The sequence below is a fragment of the Isoptericola sp. Y581 genome (assembly GCF_059445475.1).
On record NZ_JCAIUK010000003.1, the window covers coordinates 356,177 to 370,928 of the forward strand.

The following is a 14,752-nucleotide window of genomic DNA, read 5'->3' on the forward strand; positions in this document are numbered from 1 at the left end:
GGGGAGGAGATCGGCGTGTCGCCCGACGACGTAGCCTCGTCCGGTGAGCCGCTCAGACAGACCCGCCGCCGGTCGCCCCGGGCCGCCCCTGCTGCCGGGGACGCTCGCCTCCCGGGTCGACCACGAGCTGGTGATCAGGAAGTCGCGCTTCCTGGCGCACGTCGCGCCGGCCCGCAGCGTCGCGGAGGCCGAGGCCGTCGTCGCCCGGGTGCGCAAAGAGCTCTGGGACGCCCGTCACCACTGCGTCGCCCTCGTGGTCGGCACGCACGCCGACCAACAGCGCTCCTCCGACGACGGCGAGCCCTCCGGCACGGCGGGCGTGCCCATGCTGGAGGTGCTGCGCCGGCGCGGGCTGACGGACGTCGTGGCGGTGGTGAGCCGGTACTTCGGCGGGGTGCTGCTCGGCGCGGGCGGCCTGGTGCGCGCCTACTCCGGCGCCATCGCCCAGGCCCTCGACGTGGCGGCCGACGCGGGGCTCCTGCGCCGCCGCGAGACGCTCACGGAGGTCACCGTCGACGTCCCGCACGCCGACGCGGGCCGCGTCGACCACCTGCTGCGCGACTGGTCCGCCACCTACGGCGCGGTGCTCGAGGAGCCGTCGTACGCCGCCGCCGCGCGGCTGGCCCTGCTGGTGCCTCCCGCCGAGCTCCCCCGGCTCCGCGCCGACCTGGCCGCCGCGTCGGCGGGCACCCTCACGCCCGTGCTGGGCGCCGACCGCGTCGTCGACCTCCCCGGTTGACACATTCGCTGGTTGAGCTGGTCGAAGCCGCTGCCGGGTTTCGACGAGCTCAACCAGCGGGTTGCCGGGTTTCGACGAGCTCAACCAGCGGGTTGCCGGGTTTCGACGAGCTCAACCAGCGGATCAGGGCTGGACGCCGGCCGCGGTGATCGTGGCGCCGTCGGGCACGGTCGCGGGCTCGCCGGCGTCGGGCAGCGCGGCCTCGCCCTGGGCACGGACGCCAGCGCCGAAGGCCCAGTCGCCCTCGACGGTCAGCGACGACGCGCCACGCAGGGACGGGGCGCCGGCGGCGAAGCGCTCGTCGAACGCCGAGATCGCCTTATAGGTCTTCGAGAGCTTCACCAACGGGGCCTCGACCTGCGCGACGAGCCGGTAGTCCGCCGTGAGCTCGTAGACGTCGGAGCGCATGAGCAGCAGGTCGCCGGTGGTCTTCACCGGGAGGAAGCGCTCGCGCCCCACCTCGATCGCCGTGGCGCCCTCGAAGACCGCCACCGCCGCGCCCATCGCCGACTCGATCTGCACGACCGGCGTCGACGACGGGTCCGTCGGGTCCACCGTCTTCTCGTTGCGGATCAGGGGCAGCTCCAGCACTCCCCCGGTGCGGTCGAGCTCGGCCGCCAGCGCCTCGAGGTCGAACCAGAGGTTGTTGGTGTGGAAGTACGGGTGCACCGACGGGTCGAGGGACACGTCCACGTCGTCCGGGTGCGTCTGGGCCGTCTCACGCTGCACGATGCGTCCGTCGCTCTGACGGACCACGAGCTGTCCGCCCTTGACGTCGGCGGGGGTCTTGCGGCACATCTCCGCGGCGTACGGGGCGCCGGACGCGGCGAACCAGGCGGCGATGGCGCCGTCGGGCGCGGCGCCGAGGTTGTCGGAGTTGGAGACGCTGGCGTAGCGGAAGCCGGCATCGAGCAGGGCGCGCACGACCCCGGAGGCGTGCAGCGCGGGGTAGAGGTCGCCGTGGCCGGGCGGGCACCACTCGAGGGACGGGTCCGCGGGCCACTCGACGGGTTCGAGGTCGTCGGCGCGCAGCTTGGGCTCGCGGTTCTGCAGGAAGTCGACCGGAAGGTCGTCCACGGCCAGGTCGTCGTAGGGCGCGAGGGCCTCGAGGGTGTCGGCGCGGGTGCGGAACGAGTCCATCAGCACCAGCGGCAGGCGCGCACCCGTGGCGGCGCGGGCCGCCCGAACCTGGCGGACGATGACGTCGAGGAACGTCAGCGCGGTGCCGGCACCGTCGGGGCCGGCACCGCCCTCGGGGGCGTCGTCGCGCACCGTGAGCAGGGACTTGGCCTTGTCCATGCCCATCGACGTGCCGAGGCCGCCGTTGAGCTTGATGATCGCGGTCTGCGCGAGGGCGGTCTGCGCGTCCTCGGCGGAGACGTCGAGGTCGGCATGCCGCAGGAGGTCGGTGAGGGGCTCGACGTCGGCCTCGCGCACGAAGCCCGACTCGCCGGACTCCAGCAGGTGGTAGAAGCGGGTGAAGGTCTCGATCGCGGCGGGGGCTACGCCCTCCGCCGACATCTTCTCTCGGGCCAGGGCCAGTCCGCGGTCGCTCATGACCAGCACCCTAACCGCGCCGGACTCGCGGTGGCCCGCCCGCGGCCCGAGCAGGCGTGTGGCTCACTCGAAGCGGGACGGGTCGCCCGCCCCGACGCGGACGACGTCGGGGTAGCCCTCGGACCAGTCGACGACGGTGGTGGGCGACGCCAGGACCTCGCCGCCGTCGACGACGGCGTCGACCGCGTGGTCGAGCTCCTCCTTGACCTGCCAGCCGTCCGTGAGCGGCTGCTCCGACCCGGGCAGGATCAGCGTGGAGGACAGCAGCGGCTCGCCGAGCTCGCGCAGGATCGCCTGCACCACCCGCGAGTCGGGGATGCGCACCCCGATCGTCTTCTTCTTCGGGTGGGCCAGGCGACGCGGCACCTCGGCGGTGGCGGGCAAGATGAAGGTGTACGGGCCGGGCGTGGACGCCTTGATGGCCCGAAACGCGCTGTTGTCGAGCCGCACCAGCTGGCCGAGCTGAGCGAAGTCCGCGCACACGAGCGTGAAGTGGTGGTGCGCGTCGAGGTGGCGGATCTGGCGGATCCGCTCGGTGCCGTCGTGCTGCCCGGCCCGACACCCGAGCGCGTAGCCGGAGTCCGTCGGGTAGGCGATGAGAGCGCCGTCGGTGAGCATCCCGACGATCTGCCCGATCAGCCGGGGCTGGGGGTCGACCGGGTGCACGTCGAAGTAGCGGGCCATGCCCGGCAGCGTATCCCCGGGCGCCACCCCCGCACCCGCCGACGGGCCCGCCGACGCCTCAGCCGGCGAGCGCCCTGCGCAGCTCGGCCTCGCTCGCGTTGCCCCCCGAGCACACGACTCCGACGCGTGCGCCGGCGAACGCCTCGGGACAGGTGAGCACCGCCGCGAGGGCCGCGGCGCCGGCGCCCTCGGCCACGGTGCGGGCGCCGGTGAGATAGGCGCGCTGCGCGGCCGCGATGGCGTCGTCGTCCACGAGGAGGAAGTCGGCGAGGTGCTCGCGCAGCACGGCCTGGGTGAGCGCGAAGCCGCACCCGACGGCAAGCCCCTCCGCGCGGGTGGTGTTGGCCGCGGTGCGCAGGTCGCCCGCACGCCAGGAGTCGTGGGCCGCCGGGGAGGCGCCGGCCTGCACGGCGACCACCCGCAGGCCGGGGGCGAGCGCCGAGGCGACCAGACAGGCGGCGGCGGCGCCGGAGCCGCCGCCCACGGGCACGACGAGGACGTCGAGGTCCGGAGCCTGCTGCAGCAGCTCGAGGGTGGCCGTCGCGACGCCCGCGACGAGCAGGGGCTCGTTGGCGGCGCCCACGAGCCGGGCACCGGTGTCCTCGGCGACCTGTGCGGCGTGCGTGCGGGCGTCGTCGAAGGTCTCGCCCCGCAGCACGACGTCGGCCCCGAGCTCGCGCACCGCGCGCTCCTTGAGGGGGTTCGGGTGGTAGGGCATGACGATGGTGCAGCCGGTGCCCGTGCGCCGGGCCGCGTGGGCGAGGGCCTGCGCGTGGTTCCCCGTCGAGTACGCGACGATGCCGCGGCGCCGTTCGTCGTCGTCGAACCCGAGGAGCAGGTTGAGGGCGCCGCGCACCTTGAAGGCCCCCGTGTGCTGGAGGTTCTCGTGCTTGACGACGAGGGTCGTCCCCCGCGCCCCGGCGTCCGCGACGGCGCGGTCGAGCTCGGGATGGCGCTCGGCGGGAGTGCGCACCACCAGGCCGTCGATCCGGCGCGCCGCGGCGAGCACGTCGCGCATGGTCGGGGCCGCCGCCACGTCGCTCGCACGGGGGGAGTTCGTCATCTCAGCAGGATGACCGCCGCAGGATCGATAGGTCCAATGCCAGTTCCCGCCGCCGAGCATCGATCGCGTCGATGAGTGGCCGTAGGCTGGCGGCATGTCCGTCGAGCCCGCTCCCCCGCCCCACCTGGACCTCACCCGGCTGCGCGTGCTCGCCGCCGTCGCCCGCACCGGATCGGTGACGGCGGCCGCCCGCGAGCTGCACTACGCACAGCCGTCCGTGAGCCATCACCTCGCCCGACTGGAGGCCGAGGCCGGCATCGCGCTGCTGCAGCGCGCGGGCCGCGGGGTGCGCCTCACGGAGGCCGGCCGCCTGCTGGCCGCCCGGGCGGAGGAGATCCTCGGGCGCGTCGAGGGCGCGCAGCGCGAGCTGGACGCCCTGGCGGGCCTGCGGGCCGGGCGTGCCCGGCTGGCCGCGTTCCCCTCCGCGCTGGCGACCCTCGTGCCCGCTGCGGTGGCCAGCCTCCGCACCGACCACCCCGGCGTCCGCGTCGGCCTCGTCGAGGCCGAGCCGCCCGAGGCGATCACGGCCCTGCGGGCCGGGGACGTGGACGTGGCGCTGGTCTTCCAGCACGCCGACTCCCGCCATGCCCGCCCCGGCACGGACCTGTCGCGCTTCGAGGTCACCCTCGTGCACGAGGAGCCGATCGCACTGGTACGCCGGGCGGAGCAGGCTCTCGAGGGCGACGCGCCGGGCGACGGGCCTCCGGACCTGGCCGAGCTCCGGGACGCCGCGTGGATCGCGGGGTGCGAGCGGTGCCGGGCCGACCTCGTCGCACGGTGCGCGGCCGCGGGCTTCGCGCCCCGCATCGCGTTCGAGACCGACGACTACGTGGCCGTGCAGGCCCTGGTCGCCTCCGGCGCGGGCGTCAGCCTGCTGCCCTCCCTCGCGCTGCGCGCCCACCGGCACCCCGACGTCGTCGTCCAGGACCTGCCGGGCGCCACCCGCCAGGTGCTGGCCCTCACGGTGGGCGCCCCCACCCCGCCGGCGCGCGCGCTCGTCGAGCGGCTCGTCGAGGCCGGCGGGCACCACACGCTGACGGGCACCGCGGACGAAGGGCCCGACGCGGGTCCCGAGGGCACGCCCGACGGCGCGGCGGGCGGTTCGCCCCGCGGCTAGCGTGAGGTCGTGCCTCTCCAGCTGCGGGCCTGGCTGCCACCATGGCTCGACGGGTGGCTCGACGGATGGCTCGACGGGTGGTGGGCCACAGGCGACTACGACGTCGCGCGCGAGGTGCTGCAGCGCGGCGTCGGTGCACTGCTCTGCCTCGCGTTCGTCCAGGCGCTGGGCCAGTTCCGCCCGCTCCTCGGGGAGCGCGGGCTGCTGCCCGTGCCGCGCTACATCGCACGTGTGGCCTTCCGCGACGCGCCGTCGGTCTTCCACGTGCACTACTCCGACCGATTCCTCGCGGCCGTCGCGGGCACCGGGGCCGTCGGCGCCGCCGCGGTGGTCGCGGGGCTCCCGCAGGCGGGCCCCTGGTGGGTCACGACGCTCGTCCTGCTGGTGCTGTGGGCCGCGTACCTGTCGATCGTGACCGTGGGCCAGCGGTTCTACGCCTTCGGCTGGGAGACGCTGCTGTGCGAGCTGGCGTTCCTCGCCGCCTGGTTCGGCTCCCCCGCCGTGCCCGTGCCGTTCCTGCTCGTCCTCGCCGCGCGGTGGCTGCTGTTCCGGCTGGAGCTGGGCGCGGGGCTCATCAAGTGGCGCGGCGACCCGGCGTGGCGCCACCTCACCGCCCTCGACTACCACCACGAGACGCAGCCGATGCCCGGGCCGTTCAGCTGGCACGCCCACCACCTGCCGCGGTGGTGGCACCGCACCGAGGTGGTGGGCAACCACGTCACACAGCTCCTGGTGCCGTGGCTGCTGTGGCTCCCGCAGCCGTTGCCCAGCGTCGCGGGGGGCGTCGTCGTGCTCACGCAGGGCTGGCTCGTGCTCACCGGCAACTTCGCCTGGCTCAACTGGGCCACGATCGTGCTCGGCGCGGCGATGGTCTCCGACGGCGTGTGGCGCGCCCTCCTGGGGTGGGTCCCCGGCGTCCCGTCCGGCGCCGACGCCGGTGCCGCAGCGGCGCCCGGCGCCGTGCCGACGGGCTATCTCGTGGCCGCGTCCGCCGTCGCGCTGGTCCTGGCCGTGCTGTCCGTGCGCCCGGCGCTCAACCTGGCGTCGCGCCACCAGCGGATGAACGCGAGCTTCGAGCCGCTGCGGCTGGTCAACGCCTACGGGGCCTTCGGCAGCGTCACACGGCGCCGGGACGAGGTGATCGTCGAGGGCACCGCCGCCACCCGCCCCGGCCCCGGTGACTGGCGCGAGTACGGGTTCCGCGGCAAGCCGGGCGACGTGCGTCGCCGCCCGCCGCAGGTGGCGCCGTACCACCTGCGGCTCGACTGGGTGCTGTGGTTCATCCCGCTCGGCGCCTCGGGCCCGTGGATCCCGCGGCTCTGCCTGCGGCTGCTGGAGGCCGACCCCGCCACCCTGCGGCTGCTACGGCTCGACCCGTTCGACGGCGCACGGCCCCGCTGGGTGCGCGTGCGGCTGTTCCGCTACCGGTTCACCACGCGCGACGAGCGGCGACGCTCCGGCGACTGGTGGGTGCGCCGCGAGCTCGAGACGATCGTGGACCCCGTCCGGCTCACCGACCTTCCCGCCGGCCCGGTCCTCCCGCGGTAGGGCCGGGGCCCGGCGCCGATCAGGCCCGGCGTGCCAGCCGCAGGTATCGCAGGCCGACGGCGAGGCCGCTGACGAGCAGGGTGCCGCCGATCGCGACCATCACGGCGACGGTCGGCCACCCGAGGCCGGGTGGCACGTGCAGGGCGAGGAACCACGACGGCGAGACCTCGTGCGGCCCCACGCCGGCCGTGAGCAGGATCGCCGGGACGACGCCCTGGGCGGCCAGAGGTACCCAGCACACCGTGAGGCTCACGAGCACGTAGGCGCGCCACCGCGCCGGCGCACGGTCGAGCCCGAGGCGGACGAGCTGGTCCGCGGCGGCCTGCGCCGGATGCCGCGGCGCCGCCCGCGGGGAGAGCAGGGCGCTCCCCGCGGGACGAGACGGCGGCGCCATCCCGGGTCGCGGCCGGGGCTCGCGTGCCCCGGTGCGCAGCGCGAGCAGGATGCGGCTCCCGGTGGCCTCGAGACGTGTCGCAGCGAGGCCGCCGAGCGCCCACGCGAGGAACGTCCCGCTCGCGACGCCCGCCACGGCCCCGGCCCACGAAGGGCCGTACGCCACGACCAGCGCCGCGGGGACCGCCGTCGCGGCCGTCAGGACGAGGACGGCGAGCACCTGCGTGAAGTCGACCCCGTTCTGAAGCAGGTTGCCGCCGCGGCGGTGCGGGTCCGGCAGGCGCACGGGCCGCAGCACCGAGACCAGCACGACGACGCCGGCTCCGCCGCCCAGCACCGCGGGCATGAGCGCGGCCAGCCACGGCCACACCCCGGCCTGGCCGGACGCCGCCGCCCCGGCGACGCTCAGCACCAGGGTCGGCGGCGCGGCGACCACCAGCCACGCGAGCTGGCGACCCCGCACGTCGTGCGCGAGCCCACCTGGCACGACCAGCTTGAGCCACAGCTCCGTGCCGTCGTCCCCGTACAGGTTGGCCGACACGGCGGCGAGCCAGGTCGCCAGCACCAGCCCCGCCCACGGGACGAACACCCACGCTCCCACCGTTACCGGCAGGAGGCACAGCACCAGGGCGTAGCACACGGCGAAGCAGGCGAGGTGCACGCGCAGCAGGTCGCGCGACCAGGTGCGCAGCTCGCGCGCCACGACCGCAGTCACGGGGCCGCGTGCGCGCCGCCCCGCGCCCCCGACCCGCCCCGACGCGCGACGGGCCGGCGGCGCGGTCAGCCGCCGTCCCACCAGGAACGACCATCCCCACCAGGACCCGACCGCGAGTGCCCCGAGCCCGCCGACCGCCGCAGCGGCGCCGAGCAGGTCGCCGCGACCCGCCGCCTCGACCGCGGCGAGCCCCCAGCCGGACGGCGCCGCGCGCAGGCCGGCGGCCACGGCCTCCGGGAGCCCGTCGCGGGTGACGGCGCCTAATGCCGGCGCGAGCACCCACGCGCTGTGCGAACCGGCCAGCAGGACGGCGCTGACCACGCCGGCGAGCCCGGCCCCCGCGCGCGAGCCCATCGCGTGGTTGGCCGCTGCGGTCACCAGGCGTGCGGTGACGACCGTGGCGACGAGCTGCGCGCCCGCCGCGAGCACGGCGACGCCCACGCCGGGTGCGCCCGCGCCCGTGCGCACGGCCACGACGACGAGCCCCGCGAGGGCGACGAGCGTGACGGCCGGAGCGACCCCCACGAGCGCCGCCCCGGCGAGCGCCGTGGTGATCGTGCGGCGCCCGAGCGGCAGCAGCGCGAAGTGCTCGGGGCGCAGGGACTCGTCCCCGCCGCCGAACAGGACGGGCCCGACGAACCAGCCGAGGGTCCACAGTGCCAGCGCACCGGCCAGGAGGTCGGACGCGGCGCGGGCCGGCAGCGCCGGCACCAGGGGTGGGCCGCCCGCGGCGAGGGCGAGCACCCCCGCGGCGAGGGCGAGCCCGACCAGGCCGCCGGTCATCGTGCGGGCCGCGCCGCCACCAGTGGCGGAGTGCCGCAGCACTGCCAGCTTCGTGCGGATCACCGTGCCAACCACGCCAGCCCCTCCTCCTGCAGCCCAGGGCCGCCGACGAGGCTGACGAACCGTTCCTCGAGGCTCGCCCCGGCCGCGACCTCCGCCGTCGGACCGGCGGCCACGACCCGCCCGCCCGCGATCGCCGCGACCCGGTCGCAGACCTGCTCGACGACGGCCATGACGTGGCTGGAGAACACGACCGTGCCACCGTCGTCGACGTACCGGCGAAGGATCTGCTTGACGGTCGTGGCCGAGACCGGGTCCACGGCCTCCAGCGGCTCGTCGAGCACGAGCAGTCGCGGCGCGTGCAGCAGTGCCGCGGCGAGGCCGATCTTCTTGCGCATGCCGGTGGAGTACTCGGCGACGAGGGTGCGGGGCGCGTCGTCCAGGCCGAGCACGCCGAGCAGGTCGCCGGCGCGCCGCTCCACCTCGGCGGGCGCCATGCCGCGCAGCAGCCCGGTGAACCGCAGCATCTCACGGCCGGTGAGCCTCTCGGGCAGCGCGAGCCCGTCCGGGAGGACTCCGAGCAGACCCAGGGCGGACGACCGTCGGGACCAGACGTCGACGCCGAACACCTCGGCCCGCCCGGCGTCGGGCCGCAGCAGCCCGGTCGCCATCGCGAGGGTGGTCGACTTCCCTGCGCCGTTGGGGCCGACCAGGCCGAACCAGGACCCCTGCGGCACGTCGAGGTCGACGCTCTCGACCGCGACCTTCCGGCCGAAGGACCTCGAGAGGCCCGTCAGCCGGAGCGCCGGGGCTCCGCTCCCTCTGTTCATCTCTGCTCCTCCATACCGGCCCCGCACGCATATAGAACGGCACGTTCCGTGCCGCTGGACGAAGTCTTGCGGGTGCGTACATGCAGGTCAAGTACGGCACGTGCCGTTCCGCTACCGTCGTCGTCATGGCCATCCCCCGTACGCCGGCGTCCGACGACCGCACCGAGCGCATCATGCGCGCGACCCTGGAGCTCGCTCAGGAGGTCGGCTACGCCAGCCTCAGCATGGAGGCCGTCGCCGCACGCGCGGGCGTCGGCAAGCACACCGTGTACCGCCGGTGGTCGTCCAAGGGGGCACTCTTCCTGGACTCAGTGCTGACGCTGCACACCGGCGACCTCGACTACCCCGACACGGGAGACGTCGTCGCCGACCTCAAGCGGCAGATCCACGACGCCGTCGACCTGCTCGGCGACCCCGCGGTCGCGCCCCTGTTCCGCGGCCTGGTCGCCGAGGCCCAGCGCGACCAGGACGTCGCCGCGGCGCTGCACACGCGCTTCGTCGAACCGCAGAAGCGCAAGACGATGGACCGGCTCGCGACGGCCCGGGACGCCGGGCAGGTCGCCGGCGGCGCGGACCTCGAGCTCGCGATGGCCACCCTCTCCGGACCGCTCTACTACCGCTTCCTCGTGACGCAGGAGTCGGTGACTCACGACGTCGTCGATCGCATCGTCGACGCCTTGTTCGAGGGCCTGCGTCCGCGGTCGTGACACGCACGGGACGGACGAGCGACCGCGGACGTCAGACGAGCGACTTCTGCCAGGCGTCGTTGAGGGCGGCGTAGTGCCCGTCCCCAGCGGCCAGGTCCGCGGGCGTCCCGTCCTCGATCACCCGGCCGTGCTCCATGACGAGCACCCGGTCCGCGATCGCGACGGTCGACAGGCGGTGCGCGATGATGATCGCCGTCCGGTCGGCCAGCAGCGTCTGGAGCCCGTGCTGCACGAGCCGCTCCCCCGGGATGTCGAGGGACGACGTGGCCTCGTCGAGCACCAGCACCGCCGGGTTCGCGAGGAACGCCCGTGCGAACGACAGCAGCTGCCGCTGGCCGGACGACACCCGCCCTCCGCGCTTGTTGACTTCGGTGCCATACCCCTCGGGCATGTCCATGATGAACTCGTGGGCACCGACAGCGCGGGCCGCGGCTTCGATGTCCTCCTGCGGGGCCCCGGGCCGCCCGAGGGCGATGTTCTCCCGCACCGACCCGCTGAACAGGTACGCCTCCTGCGTCACCATCACCACGGCCCGGCGCAGGTCGGTCGTCGACAGGTCGCGCACGTCGACGCCGTCGAGCAGGACCCTCCCCTCGCTCGCGTCGTAGAAGCGGGTGACGAGCTTGGCCAGGGTGGACTTGCCCGCGCCCGTGGTGCCGACCAGCGCGATCGTCTGCCCCGCCGGGACCGACAGGTCCAGGTCGGGCAGCACCACGGGGCCGTCCCCGTAGCGGAACGTCACGTCCTGCAGCCGCAGGGCGCCGCGCGCGTGCGGCAGCTCGACCGGCCGCCGCGGCTCGGTGACGGTGGGTTCCTCGGACAGCAGCCCGGACACCTTCTCCAGCGCCGCCGTGGCGGACTGGAGCGAGTTGTAGAACATGCCCAGCTGCTGGATCGGCTGGAAGAACCGCTTCACGTACAGCAGCGCGGCCACGAGCACGCCGACGTCGAGCGACCCCTGCACCACGCGCCACCCGCCGACCGCGAGCGCCACCGCGACCGCGACGTTGCCGATCAGCACCAGGCCAGGCTGGTACTTGCCGTTGACGCTGAAGATGCTCAGGTTCGCGTCCCGGTACTCCTCGCCGAGCTTCTCGTACTCCGCCTCGGTCGTGGACTCGCGGCGGAACGCCTGCACCGCGCGCATGCCCGTCATCGTCTCGACGAACTTCACGATCAGCCGCGCGGAGGTGGTGCGCTGCTGGCGGTAGAACAGCTGCGAGTGCTTCTGGAACCAGCGCGTGAGGAGCCAGGCCGGGATCAGGGCGGCGGTGAGCACCAGACCCGACTGCCAGTCGAGCAGGAACAGGACCAGCCCGGTGAAGATCATGAGCATCAGGGACGAGACGACGCCGGTGAGACCGCCGTCGAGCAGCTCGCGCAGCGCCTCGAGGTCCGACGTCTGGCGGCTGATGATGCGTCCGGACGTGTACGACTCGTGGAACTCGAGCGAGAGCAGCTGGGTGTGCCGGAAGACGCGCCTGCGCAGGTCGAGCAGCACCCCCTGCGCGATGCGCGCGGCCTGGCGCACGTAGGCCCCGGCGCACACGCCGCCGATGATGGCGGCGACCAGGTATGCGGAGCCGACGACCACGAGTGTCGTGACGTCCCCGTCCATGAGGTCGGGCACCGCGGAGTCGATGGCGACGGACACCAGCCACGGGCCGGCGACCTGGCCGAGCGTGGAGAGGACGACCAGCACGCCCGCGACGGCGAGCGCGCGCCGGCGTGGCCGCAGCATCTCGCCGAGCAGACGCATCGACCGCGACCGGACGGCGCGCGACGTCGCCTTGTCGAGGCGGGTGGCGTCGTCGGAGTTCGCGTCGGTGGGGCGCCGGCGCTCGCCGTCGGCCGACGACGCAGGTGACGGGGTGGACGGGGTGGACGGGGTGGACGTGTTCGGGCGGCTCACCGCTCGACCTCCTCGGTCTCGACCTGCTCGGGACGGTCGGCGTTCTCCCAGTCCTGCTCGAGGCTGGAGATGACGTGCCGGTAGTGCGCATCGGTCGCGAGCAGGTCGCGGTGCGTGCCGATGGCGGTGATCCGCCCGTCCTGCAGCACGGCGACCCGGTCCGCGAGGGCCACCGTGGAGGGGCGGTGCGCGATGACGAGGCTGGTGGTGCCGGAGAGCACGGAGCGCAGGCGCGTGGTCACGGCCTCCTCGGTGGTGACGTCGAGCGCGGAGAGCGGGTCGTCGAGCACGAGCACCGCGGGCCGGGCGGCGATCGCCCGGGCGAGGGCGAGGCGCTGGCGCTGCCCGCCGGACAGGGACAGGCCTTCCTCGCCGATCCGGGTCTCGATGCCGTCGGGCAGGTCGGCGACGAACCCGGCCTGCGCGACCTCGATCGCCTCGTGCAGCCGGCGCTCCCGCTCGGCCTCCGGCACGGCGTCGGGCCCGGACTCGGGGACCCCGAGCAGGACGTTGTCGCGCACCGAGGCCGAGAAGAGGGTCGGGTCCTCGAACGCGACCGCGACGGCGCGCCGCACGTCGTGGCGGCGCATGCGGCGCACGTCCACGCCGTCCAGGAGCATCTCGCCGCCCGTGACGTCGAAGATCCTCGGCACGATCATCGCCAGGGTGGACTTGCCGGAGCCGGTCAGGCCGACCAGCGCCGTCGTGGTGCCGACCGGCAGCTCGAGGTTCACGTGCTCCAGCACCGGGTTCGCGGAATCCTCGTACCGGAAGCTCACGTCGCGCAGCTCGACCTCGCCGCGGGGCTCGCCCACCTCGACGGGATCCGCGGGGTCGGCGAGCGGGTTGGGCGTCTCCATGACCTCGCAGAAGCGGTCGACGGCGGTGCGGGCGTTGAGCGTCATCGACAGGGTCATGCCGAGGTCGACCACCGGGCCGTTGATCACCGCGGCCGTGAGGAAGAAGGCGACGAGGTCGCCGAGGGAGATGTCGCCGCGGGCGGCCAGGACGGAGCCGAGCACGAGGCACACTGCCAGCGTGACCTCGGGGATGAGCTGCAGCGACGTCGTGACGGTCGCCTGGTTGCCCGCCTTGCGGATCTCGGTCTGGCGCAGCTCCTCGGCCTGCCCGGTGAACGAGGCGAGGGCGTCGCGCCCCCGGCCGAACGCCTTGAGGACGCGGATCCCGTGCACGGACTCCTCGACGGTGGTGGCGAGGTCGCCCGACTGGTCCTGCGAGAGCCGCGCGATCACGCGGTAGCGGCGCGAGAAGCGGAAGGCGATCACCGTGACGGGGATCGCGCCCGCGAGGTAGACGAGGCCGAGCCAGCCCGCCGTGCTGAGCAGTATCCCGACGCCGACCACGATCGTCACTGCGCTCACGACGAGCTGCAGCAGGCCGAAGATCAGCCAGCGCCGCAGCAGCCCGAGGTCGCCCATGATGCGGCTGAGGAGCTGGCCGCCCGGCCACCGGTCGTGGAACGCGACGGGCAGGTCCTGCAGGTGACGGAACAGCGCCATCCGCATCTCCGCCTCGATCCTCGTGCCCGGGTACATCACGAGGTTGCGGCGCAGCAGGACGAAGCCGGCCTCCGCGACGCCCAGCAGCAGGACGGCGACCAGCGGGACGACGAGGGAGCCCATGTCGTGGGCCGCCGCGCCGTCCGCGAGCGGGCCCTCCACCAGTGCCTGGAGAACGCGCGGGATCGCCAGCGCCGCGAGGCTCGCGCCCAGCGCGGACAGCAGGCCACCGATCAGGCGGGGCACCGCGGGACGAACGTACGGGTACAGCCTGCGCACGGACGCGATCGTCGAGAGCTCCGAGCCCGCCGGGGGTGGGTGCCCGGCGGCGTCGCCCGGGGGCGTGCCGGGGGCGTGTGTCGGTGGGGACTCGGAGGAGCCGGAGCTCCTCCGGGGGCTGTCGGAGGGTTCGGCGCTGTTGGCGCCTTTGCTGCTGCGCGTGGCGCTGGTCGTGTCGGGCATCACACCCATTCTGTCACCGACCACCGACACACTTGCCTTGGTCATCGACATGTGGGCAAGCGCTCACCGAGACCCGGGTTTCGACCGGCTCAACCGACGGAACTGGTTTCGACCGGCTCAACCGGCGGAACTGGTTTCGACCGGCTCAACCGGCGGAACTGGTTTCGACCGGCTCAACCGGCGAACGCGTCGTCGGCGTGGTGCCCAGCCATGCGGAGTACGGGTGTCCCGGCCGGTCGCGGGCCGCGAGCGGCTCCCCCACGTCCTGGTAGATCCAGTAGCAGGGCAGGACGGCGGCCACGAGGGTCGCGTAGTCGCCCCCGGCCGCGCGCAGGTGGTCGAGGTAGGCCGTCGTGGCCGGGCTCGCCGCCACGTCCGGGCGGCTCGTCGCCGGGCGGCTCGTCGCCGGGCCGCCCGCCTCCGGGCAACCGCCCCCGAGCCACCGCGCGTGCAGGTCGAGCTCGGTGACCAGGGCGCCGTGCGCGCCGCCGGCCCAGAACGCCTGCTCCGCCCGCGTGGGTGCGAGCTGGCTCGCGCGGGCCAGCGCCCGGGGCGACGTCGGCGGTGTGGACGGCGGTGTGGTTCGCGTCGTCGTCGAGCCGTGCGCGCACGCTCATGTCGACATCCCTTCGCTAGTGCGAGCTAGATCAGGTTCGACGGGTGTGATCTCAGCGTCCCGGTACCGGCGGTAGCCGGGCCGGGACGCACCCCGTGTCTCGGCG

General features: G+C 74.6%; 12 protein-coding genes and 1 riboswitch. Of the genes, 4 read left to right on the forward strand and 8 right to left on the reverse strand.

All coding sequences use genetic code 11. The features are described from left to right. The first annotated feature begins 43 nt into the window (after nt 1–43). Nucleotides 44–739: an IMPACT family protein gene (locus AC1C2W_RS07845; protein ID WP_495412805.1), complete on the forward strand. Its 696-nt coding sequence runs from the start codon at nt 44–46 to the stop codon at nt 737–739. 123 nt (nt 740–862) lie between these two features. Here AC1C2W_RS07845 and AC1C2W_RS07850 read toward each other — a convergent pair whose 3' ends face one another. From AC1C2W_RS07850 to AC1C2W_RS07860, 3 genes are all read right to left on the reverse strand, one after another. Beyond that, nucleotides 863–2,296: a UTP--glucose-1-phosphate uridylyltransferase gene (locus AC1C2W_RS07850; RefSeq protein ID WP_495412806.1), complete on the reverse strand. Its 1,434-nt coding sequence runs from the start codon at nt 2,294–2,296 to the stop codon at nt 863–865. Between the two features lie 63 nt (nt 2,297–2,359). Further along, nucleotides 2,360–2,980: an L-threonylcarbamoyladenylate synthase gene (locus AC1C2W_RS07855; RefSeq protein WP_495389283.1), complete on the reverse strand. Its 621-nt coding sequence runs from the start codon at nt 2,978–2,980 to the stop codon at nt 2,360–2,362. 58 nt (nt 2,981–3,038) lie between these two features. Continuing rightward, nucleotides 3,039–4,043: a threonine ammonia-lyase gene (locus AC1C2W_RS07860; RefSeq protein WP_495412807.1), complete on the reverse strand. Its 1,005-nt coding sequence runs from the start codon at nt 4,041–4,043 to the stop codon at nt 3,039–3,041. A gap of 94 nt (nt 4,044–4,137) precedes the next feature. Between AC1C2W_RS07860 and AC1C2W_RS07865 the strand changes: the two genes are divergently transcribed. After that, complete coding sequence (locus AC1C2W_RS07865; RefSeq protein ID WP_495389281.1) at nt 4,138–5,160, forward strand: LysR family transcriptional regulator; 1,023 nt, start codon at nt 4,138–4,140, stop codon at nt 5,158–5,160. 9 nt (nt 5,161–5,169) lie between these two features. Next, nucleotides 5,170–6,708 (forward strand): lipase maturation factor family protein, encoded by a 1,539-nt coding sequence (locus tag AC1C2W_RS07870; RefSeq protein WP_495412808.1) that lies wholly within the window; start codon nt 5,170–5,172, stop codon nt 6,706–6,708. Between the two features lie 19 nt (nt 6,709–6,727). On the opposite strand, the gene AC1C2W_RS07875 is transcribed toward AC1C2W_RS07870, so the two are convergent. Both AC1C2W_RS07875 and AC1C2W_RS07880 read right to left on the reverse strand, forming a co-directional pair. Beyond that, the gene (locus AC1C2W_RS07875) at nt 6,728–8,662 is read right to left on the reverse strand and encodes a hypothetical protein (protein WP_495412809.1); all 1,935 of its coding nucleotides are present in this window, start codon (nt 8,660–8,662) and stop codon (nt 6,728–6,730) included. After that, the gene (locus AC1C2W_RS07880) at nt 8,659–9,429 is read right to left on the reverse strand and encodes an ABC transporter ATP-binding protein (RefSeq protein WP_495412810.1); all 771 of its coding nucleotides are present in this window, start codon (nt 9,427–9,429) and stop codon (nt 8,659–8,661) included. Before AC1C2W_RS07880 ends, AC1C2W_RS07875 begins: the two co-directional genes overlap by 4 nt. A 125-nt stretch (nt 9,430–9,554) precedes the next feature. On the opposite strand from AC1C2W_RS07880, the gene AC1C2W_RS07885 reads away from it, so the two are divergent. Next, nucleotides 9,555–10,136, forward strand: coding sequence for a TetR/AcrR family transcriptional regulator (locus tag AC1C2W_RS07885; protein ID WP_495412811.1), 582 nt, complete (start codon nt 9,555–9,557; stop codon nt 10,134–10,136). A gap of 31 nt (nt 10,137–10,167) precedes the next feature. Here AC1C2W_RS07885 and AC1C2W_RS07890 read toward each other — a convergent pair whose 3' ends face one another. The 3 genes from AC1C2W_RS07890 to AC1C2W_RS07900 form a co-directional block, all read right to left on the reverse strand. Then, nucleotides 10,168–12,048, reverse strand: coding sequence for an ABC transporter ATP-binding protein (locus tag AC1C2W_RS07890; RefSeq protein WP_495412812.1), 1,881 nt, complete (start codon nt 12,046–12,048; stop codon nt 10,168–10,170). Then, on the reverse strand, nt 12,045–14,030 hold the full coding sequence (locus AC1C2W_RS07895) for an ABC transporter ATP-binding protein (RefSeq protein WP_495412813.1): 1,986 nt from the start codon (nt 14,028–14,030) through the stop codon (nt 12,045–12,047). The genes AC1C2W_RS07890 and AC1C2W_RS07895 overlap by 4 nt, the downstream gene beginning before the upstream one ends. Nucleotides 14,031–14,175: 145 nt before the next feature. Continuing rightward, on the reverse strand, nt 14,176–14,403 hold the full coding sequence (locus AC1C2W_RS07900; protein ID WP_495412814.1) for a thiaminase II/PqqC family protein: 228 nt from the start codon (nt 14,401–14,403) through the stop codon (nt 14,176–14,178). Nucleotides 14,404–14,637: 234 nt separating this feature from the next. After that, nucleotides 14,638–14,752, reverse strand: a riboswitch (TPP riboswitch).